The sequence below is a fragment of the Nocardiopsis lucentensis DSM 44048 genome (genome assembly GCF_000341125.1).
Classification (GTDB): Bacteria; Actinomycetota; Actinomycetes; order Streptosporangiales; family Streptosporangiaceae; genus Nocardiopsis; species Nocardiopsis lucentensis.
Genome location: NZ_ANBC01000580.1, coordinates 1 through 6,598 on the forward strand (window position 1 = coordinate 1; position 6,598 = coordinate 6,598).

A 6,598-nucleotide genomic window follows, 5' to 3' on the forward strand; every position below is an offset into this window, starting at 1 on the left:
GCGGACACCGACCGCGAGTACGAGCTGACCGCGTTCCTGCCCGCGGGTACCTGGCGGATCGATCTCGGCTACGAGCTCGACGAGCTCATGACCGACTTCGACTTCGTCACCCTCCAGGGCTACGACTACCACGGCACCTGGGAGAGCACGACCAACCACCAGTCCAACCTGGTCGGCGATCCGGCGGACGGGGGACCCGTCATCTCCACGCGGGACACGGTCCAGGCCTACGTCGACCGCGGTGTCGACCCGGCCGACATCGTCCTGGGCGTGCCCTTCTACGGGCAGGGCTGGACCGGCGTCGACCCCGGCCCGAACGGGGACGGCCTCTTCCAGAACGCGACCGGCCCGGCCCGGGGCGACGCGCGCTGGTCGGCTCTCAAGGAGCTGGAGGGCTTCGACCTGTACCGGAACGACGACCTGGGTACGGCCTGGCTCTACGACGGCAACACCTTCTGGACCTACGACGACGAGACCGCCATGGCCCGGAAGACCGAGTGGGCCGTCGACAACGGCCTCGGCGGTGTCATGGTCTGGTCGATCGACGGCGACGACGCCGACGGCAGCCTCATGGCCGCCATCGACACGGCACTGGTCGAGAACCGGTGACCACGGACTCCCGGGCGGATTCCTCCGCTCCGGGACGGGCGTCGGTGCTCTGATCCGGGGAGCACCGCCGCCCCGGCCGACGCGGACCGATGTGCGACGGTCCGCGTCGGCCCCTCTCATGTCCGGGGACCCGAACGCCCCCCCGGGGGGCGGCGCCCGGCGTGTTCGGGGTCAGGACCTCACCGGGGGTCGGCGCCCAGGTCCTCGAGCAGGAGGTCGGCCGCGGTGTAGGGATCGCGCTCCCCCTCCGCGACCTCCTTGGCCAGGGCGTCCAGACCGCCGTTCTCACCCACCCCGCCCATGCGTGAGCGCAGCAGGTCGAGCGCGATCCCCTGGACCTCCTCGCGGGCGCGGGCACGCCGCCGCGAGGTGAGTCCACCCGTGGACTCCAGATGGGACCGGTGCTGGTCCACCCGCTCCCACAGCTCCTCGGTGCCCTCGCCCTCGGCGGCCACGGTCATGACGATCGGCGGCTTCCACTCCTCGTCGGTCCGGTCCACCATCGCCACCATCTGCCGCAGTTCGCGCAGGGTGACCCGGGCGCCGTCCCGGTCGGCCTTGTTCACGGCGAAGACGTCGGCCACCTCCAACACCCCCGCCTTGGCCGCCTGGACCGAGTCGCCCATCCCCGGGGCGCACAGCACCACGGTGGTGTCCGCCAGCCCGGCGATCTCGACCTCGGCCTGACCGACGCCGACCGTCTCCACCAGGATCACGTCGAACCCCGCCGCGTCCAGGACGCGCAGCGCGTGCGGCGCCGCCCAGGACAGTCCGCCCAGGTGCCCTCGGTTGGCCATGGAGCGGATGTAGACGCCGGGGTCGGTGAAGTGCTCCTGCATCCGCACGCGGTCCCCGAGCAGGGCACCGCCGGTGAACGGCGAGGAGGGGTCCACCGCGAGCACCGCGACCGACAGCCCCCGGGCGCGGACCACGCGCACGACGGCGTTGGTCGTCGTGGACTTGCCCACCCCCGGGGCCCCGGTGAAGCCGACCACACGCGCCCGCCCGGTGTGCGGGGCCAGGGCCGCCATGATGCCGCGCAGCTCCGGCGCCCCGTTCTCGACCAGGGTGACCGCGCGGGCCAGTGCCCTGCGGTCGCCCTCCCGAAGCCGTTCCACCAGGCGGGCTGCGTTCATGGGACTCCTCGTCGGTTCGGCCCCGGCCGGGACCCGATGGGTCGTGCCTACTGCGCGGGCACCGTGAACAGCAGGGCGTCGCCCTGGCCGCCGCCACCGCACAGGGCGGCCGCGCCGAGCCCACCGCCACGACGGCGCAGCTCGTGGACCAGGTGCAGGGCGATGCGGGCACCGGAGGCGCCGATCGGGTGACCGATCGCGATGGCACCGCCGTTGACGTTGACGATGTCCTCGGAGACGCCCAGGTCCTTCGTCGACTGGATGCCCACCGCGGCGAAGGCCTCGTTGATCTCGATCAGGTCGAGGTCCTCGACGGCCCGTCCGGCCTTGGTCAGCGCGTGCTGGATGGCGTTGGAGGGCTGGGAGTGCAGGGAGTTGTCCGGACCGGCGACGTTGCCGTGCGCGCCGATCTCGGCGAGGACCGGCGCCCCGAGCTCCTCGGCCTTGGCCCGGCTCATCACGACCACGGCGGCGGCGCCGTCGGAGATCTGCGATGAGGTTCCGGCGGTGATGGTGCCGTCACCGTCGAAGGCCGGGCGCAGCTTGGCCAGGCTCTCGACGGTGGTGTCGGGACGGACGCCCTCATCGGTCCCGAAGACGACCGGGTCGCCCTTGCGCTGCGGAATCTGCACGGGGACGATCTCGTCGGCGAAGCGGCCCTCGGCCGCGGCCGCGGCGGCCCGCTGGTGGGAGCGGGCGGCGAAGGCGTCCTGCTCCGCGCGGCCGATGCCGAGCTTGGCGTTGTGCCGCTCGGTCGAGGCGCCCATGGACTCGTTGTCGAAGGCGTCGGTGAGACCGTCGTGCGCGGTGGCGTCCAGGACCTCGACGGAACCGTACTTGAAGCCCTTGCGCGACTTGGGCAGCAGGTGCGGGGCGTTGGTCATGGACTCCATGCCGCCCGCGACCACGACGTCGAACTCGCCCGCGGTGACGAGCTGGTCGGCGAGGGCGATCGCGTCCAGACCGGACAGGCACACCTTGTTGATGGTGACGGAGGGAACGCTCATGGGAATTCCCGCCTTCACGGCGGCCTGGCGGGACGGGATCTGCCCGGCACCGGCCTGGAGCACCTGTCCCATGACCACGTATCCGACCTGTTCACCGCTGATACCGGCACGCTCCAGGGCGGCCTTGATCGCGAAGCCGCCCAGGTCGGCGGCGGAGAACCCGGCGAGGGAGCCGAGAAGTCTGCCGGTGGGGGTCCGTGCCCCACCGACGATGACGGAACCGGGCATCTTAACTGGCCTCCATGTGATCGGTGACGCACCTGGTCTGCAACGATACCCACACAGCGTTCGGCGACATCCGAGAGGTTCACGCTCATGAGTGACGCACCCGCCCCCACCGCCCCCTTCTCCGGTCTCACCAGGCTCGACCATGTGGGCATCGCGTGCCGCGACCTCGACGCCTCGATCGAGTTCTACCGCAGCACCTACGGCTTCGAGGTCGAGCACGAGGAGGTGAACGAGCAGCAGGGGGTCCGCGAGGCGATGCTCCGGATCAACGGCACGGACGACGGTGGCGCCACCTATCTGCAACTGCTCGAGCCCACCCGCCCGGACTCCCCCGTGGCGAAGTTCCTCGACCGCAACGGCGAGGGCGTGCACCACGTGGCCTTCGGCACCTCCGACGTGGCCGCGAGCGCCGCGACGGTGGGGAAGCGCGACGTGCGCGTCCTGGACGCCGAGCCGCGCCACGGGACGATGGGGTCGAGCATCGTGTTCCTGCACCCGAAGGACTGCGGAGGGGTGCTCACCGAGCTCGTGCAGAGCGCCGAGTGACAGTCGCTGGGTCTGCTTTGGTCCTCCGCCGCGCTTCGGACCGTGTTCGGGCGCCCGAACGGCAACCCCCTGGGGTGGCCGCCCGGACGGAAAAGTCACGGGGACGTTCCGGACACGTCACGGCTTGGGTCGTGGGGGACGAGTTGCCCACAGGCCCACCGGAAGTTACCCGAAACCCTCTTCCCAGGCGTTCCACGCTTGATAAAGTCGCCTAGCCGCCGGAGTGTTCTTCCGGCCGAGGTTCATGTCTTGCAGTCCGGTAGCCGCACACCTGGATACCGCCCGTCCACCGGGGACGACGCGGCCGCCGTCCGCCGCCCCCCGGCCGCTCGCAAGTTAGCCGTCTCGCACCCGTTCAGGATTCCGCCACATGTCGTCAAACAACATTGACTCCCAACTCAACAACATCTTCAACGAGGACAACACCCCGCCCGAATTCGACGTGGTGCTGCGTGGCTACGACCGCACCCAGGTGGACGACTACGCGGCCAGCCTGCGCGGCGAGCTGGAGGAGTCCAACAAGAAGATCGAGAAGTTCAAGGCCGAACTGGGCGCCAAGAACCGCCAGCTCCAGGAGCGCGAGCGCCCCTCCTACTCCGGCCTGGGCTCGCGGATCGAAGAGCTGCTGCGCCTGGCGGAGGAGCAGGCCAACGAGCTCGTCCAGAGCGCCCAGATCGACGCCAACGACATCCGTTCGGCCGCCAAGATCGAAGCCGCCGAGATGCGCGCCGCCGCCGAGTCGGAGGCGACCGAGGTGCGCACCCTCGCCCAGCGCGAGGCCGACGAGCAGCGCCAGACCGCCGAGTCCGAGGCCGAGGAGATCACCACCACGGCCCGCCGCGAGGCCGACGAGCTGGCCTCCACCACCGAGCGCGAGGTTCAGAAGAAGCGCTCCGCCGTCGACCACGAGATCGCGGAGAAGCGCGCCACGTTCGAGGGTGAGATCGCCAAGCTGCGCACCACCACCGAGCGCGAGTGCGCCCAGGCGCGCGCCGCCGCCAAGCGCGAGCGGGACGAGACCATCCAGGCCGCCAAGAGCCAGGCCGAGGAGCTGCGCAAGAACGCCGAGCGGGCCGCCGCCGAGTCCGAGGCGCGTCGGACCGAGGCCGAAGACCAGTTCGAGCTCCAGCTCGCCGACCGCCGTGCCGAGGCCGAGCGCCAGGACGCCGAGCGGCTGGCCGCCGCCCAGGCCGCCACCCAGAAGATGGTCAGCGAGGCCGAGGAGCGCGCCAACAGCGCCGAACAGCGGGCCACCAAGGCCAGTCAGCAGGCCGAGCAGACCCGCCGCGACGCCGAGAACCACGCCAAGCAGCTGGTCGGCAACGCCAAGAAGAACGCCGCGCAGATCGAGTCGGAGGCCAAGTCGAAGGCGGAGCACCAGCTCTCCGACGCCAAGGCTGAGGCCAACCGGATCATGACGGCCGCCAAGAAGGAGGTCGACGACCTCAACGCGCAGCGCGACAGCATCCAGTCGCACCTCCAGCAGCTGCGTCAGCTGCTCGGCGGCGGGGGCGCACCGGCCCCCGCTCCGGCCGCCCCGGCTCCCGCCGCGATCGCCCCGCAGGAGAGCCCGGCTCCGGCCGAGGAGGCCAAGCAGCCCGCCCACTCCGGCAAGGGCTCCGACGACGAGGACTGGTGGCAGGAGTAGCGGAGGAACCCTGGGGCCTGTTCCTCTGAACGGTCACCCCAGGGGTTCGCCGTTCGGTCCGAAGCACAGCGGAGGACCACAGCGAACACAGCTCGGGCGCCGGCAGGGTGCTGCACGACGAGGCGAGCCGCGAGCGAGGAACGAGCGGCAGGGGGGGGCGAGGAGGATGCGTCCCTGCCTCGAGAGGCGCCCGAACACGGTCCGAAGCGCAGCGGAGGACCACAGCGAACACCGCGAGGGGCCCGCGTCCGAATCACCTTCGGACGCGGGCCCCTCGTGTGTCGTTGGTGAAGGCGCGGGTCAGCCCAGGGGGGCGACGTCCTTCTCGTGGGGCCCGTCCCACTCGGTGGGCAGCGGATGAGCGGCCGGGTTGACGTTCCGGACGATCTCGTCCAGCACCCGGCGCACGTACGGCTCCCCCACCCACAGGTGCCGAGCGCCATCCACCCCGATGATCCGTGCCTGAGTGAGCGGGGCGAACCGCTCGCGCGCCTCGTCGGGGCGCAGGTAGTCGTCGTGCTCAGGCACCAGCGCGACCACCGGCTTGCCCGAGTCCGCCCACACCTTCATGTCCGCCTCACCCGCGCGGTGCAGCGGCGGGGACAGCAGGATCGCTCCGGTCACCTGCGGGTCGCACCCCCACTTGAGCGCCAGCTCGGTCCCGAAGGACCAGCCGAGCAGCCACGGGTCGGGCAGGCCCTCGAACTCGGTGAACTCGATGGCGGCGAGGACGTCGTGCCGCTCGGTCTCGCCCTCGCCGAAACCGCCCTGGCTGGTGCCGTGACGCGAGGTGGTACCGCGGGTGTTGAACCGCAGCACGGCGACATCGGCCAGGGCGGGCAGGCGGAAGGACGCCTTGCGCAGGACGTGGCTGTCCATCATGCCCTCGGCGGTGGGCAGCGGGTGCAGGCACACCAGGGTGGCCACGGGGTCGCGGCCCTCTGGTGTGGCCAGCTCACCGACCAGTTCCAGGCCGTCGGCGGTGTGCAGGGTGACGGGTCTGCGCACGGCGGGAAGCACCGTGGTGGCTCGGATCTCCATGGCTCCTCGAATCCGGGTCGGGCCTCAGTGGCGGGGGGACCTGCGGGCACGCCGGTCCCAGCAGGAGGAATGCCAGTGCCTCCGGTCGTCGCCGTCGCCGTAGGGGCGCCAGGCCACGACGTGGGCCATACCCACGGGAATCTCCTGGACGCACCCGGGGCAACGGTAGACCTTGGTGGCGGACGCACCGGGGATCCGGCGCGTGACCCACTCCCCGTCGGGACCGGTCTCCCGGCGCTGCCCCCCGGTGATGCGCAGCATCAGAGCATCCTCGTCGGGCGGTCCTGCGGGACCGCCGCGACCCCGGGAGGACTTACGGCGGGGGGAGTTACGGCGCGGGCTCACGTGTTCCAGGGTAGAAGAGGCCGATCAGTGGCCGCCGC

General features: G+C 71.4%; 7 protein-coding genes. 3 read left to right on the forward strand and 4 right to left on the reverse strand.

Features of this window, described 5'->3' with window-relative positions; all coding sequences use genetic code 11:
- Positions 1-609: glycoside hydrolase family 18 protein (locus D471_RS0120370; RefSeq protein WP_017600329.1), on the forward strand; the 609-nt coding region annotated here is incomplete at its 5' end.
- A gap of 179 nt (positions 610-788) precedes the next feature.
- On the opposite strand, the gene meaB is transcribed toward D471_RS0120370, so the two are convergent.
- Together meaB and D471_RS0120380 are read right to left on the reverse strand one after the other, a co-directional pair.
- The gene (gene meaB / locus D471_RS0120375) at positions 789-1,745 is read right to left on the reverse strand and encodes a methylmalonyl Co-A mutase-associated GTPase MeaB (protein WP_017600330.1); all 957 of its coding nucleotides are present in this window, start codon (positions 1,743-1,745) and stop codon (positions 789-791) included.
- 47 nt (positions 1,746-1,792) lie between these two features.
- The gene (locus D471_RS0120380) at positions 1,793-2,980 is read right to left on the reverse strand and encodes an acetyl-CoA C-acetyltransferase (protein WP_017600331.1); all 1,188 of its coding nucleotides are present in this window, start codon (positions 2,978-2,980) and stop codon (positions 1,793-1,795) included.
- Between the two features lie 87 nt (positions 2,981-3,067).
- Between D471_RS0120380 and mce the strand changes: the two genes are divergently transcribed.
- Positions 3,068-3,526, forward strand: coding sequence for a methylmalonyl-CoA epimerase (gene mce / locus D471_RS0120385; protein WP_017600332.1), 459 nt, complete (start codon positions 3,068-3,070; stop codon positions 3,524-3,526).
- A gap of 370 nt (positions 3,527-3,896) precedes the next feature.
- Positions 3,897-5,174 (forward strand): DivIVA domain-containing protein, encoded by a 1,278-nt coding sequence (locus D471_RS0120390; protein ID WP_017600333.1) that lies wholly within the window; start codon positions 3,897-3,899, stop codon positions 5,172-5,174.
- A 300-nt stretch (positions 5,175-5,474) separates the two neighbouring features.
- Here D471_RS0120390 and D471_RS0120395 read toward each other — a convergent pair whose 3' ends face one another.
- Positions 5,475-6,215, reverse strand: coding sequence for an alpha/beta hydrolase (locus D471_RS0120395; RefSeq protein ID WP_017600334.1), 741 nt, complete (start codon positions 6,213-6,215; stop codon positions 5,475-5,477).
- A 24-nt stretch (positions 6,216-6,239) separates the two neighbouring features.
- Complete coding sequence (locus D471_RS0120400) at positions 6,240-6,476, reverse strand: hypothetical protein (RefSeq protein ID WP_017600335.1); 237 nt, start codon at positions 6,474-6,476, stop codon at positions 6,240-6,242.
- Positions 6,477-6,598 lie beyond the last annotated feature (122 nt).

Coding starts and splice junctions, on each gene's coding strand:
- meaB (WP_017600330.1), bottom strand. CDS start 1,745: ATGAACGCAGCCCGCCTGGTGGAACGGCTTCGGGAGGGCGACCGCAGG.
- D471_RS0120380 (WP_017600331.1), bottom strand. CDS start 2,980: ATGCCCGGTTCCGTCATCGTCGGTGGGGCACGGACCCCCACCGGCAGA.
- mce (WP_017600332.1), top strand. CDS start 3,068: ATGAGTGACGCACCCGCCCCCACCGCCCCCTTCTCCGGTCTCACCAGG.
- D471_RS0120390 (WP_017600333.1), top strand. CDS start 3,897: ATGTCGTCAAACAACATTGACTCCCAACTCAACAACATCTTCAACGAG.
- D471_RS0120395 (WP_017600334.1), bottom strand. CDS start 6,215: ATGGAGATCCGAGCCACCACGGTGCTTCCCGCCGTGCGCAGACCCGTC.
- D471_RS0120400 (WP_017600335.1), bottom strand. CDS start 6,476: ATGCTGCGCATCACCGGGGGGCAGCGCCGGGAGACCGGTCCCGACGGG.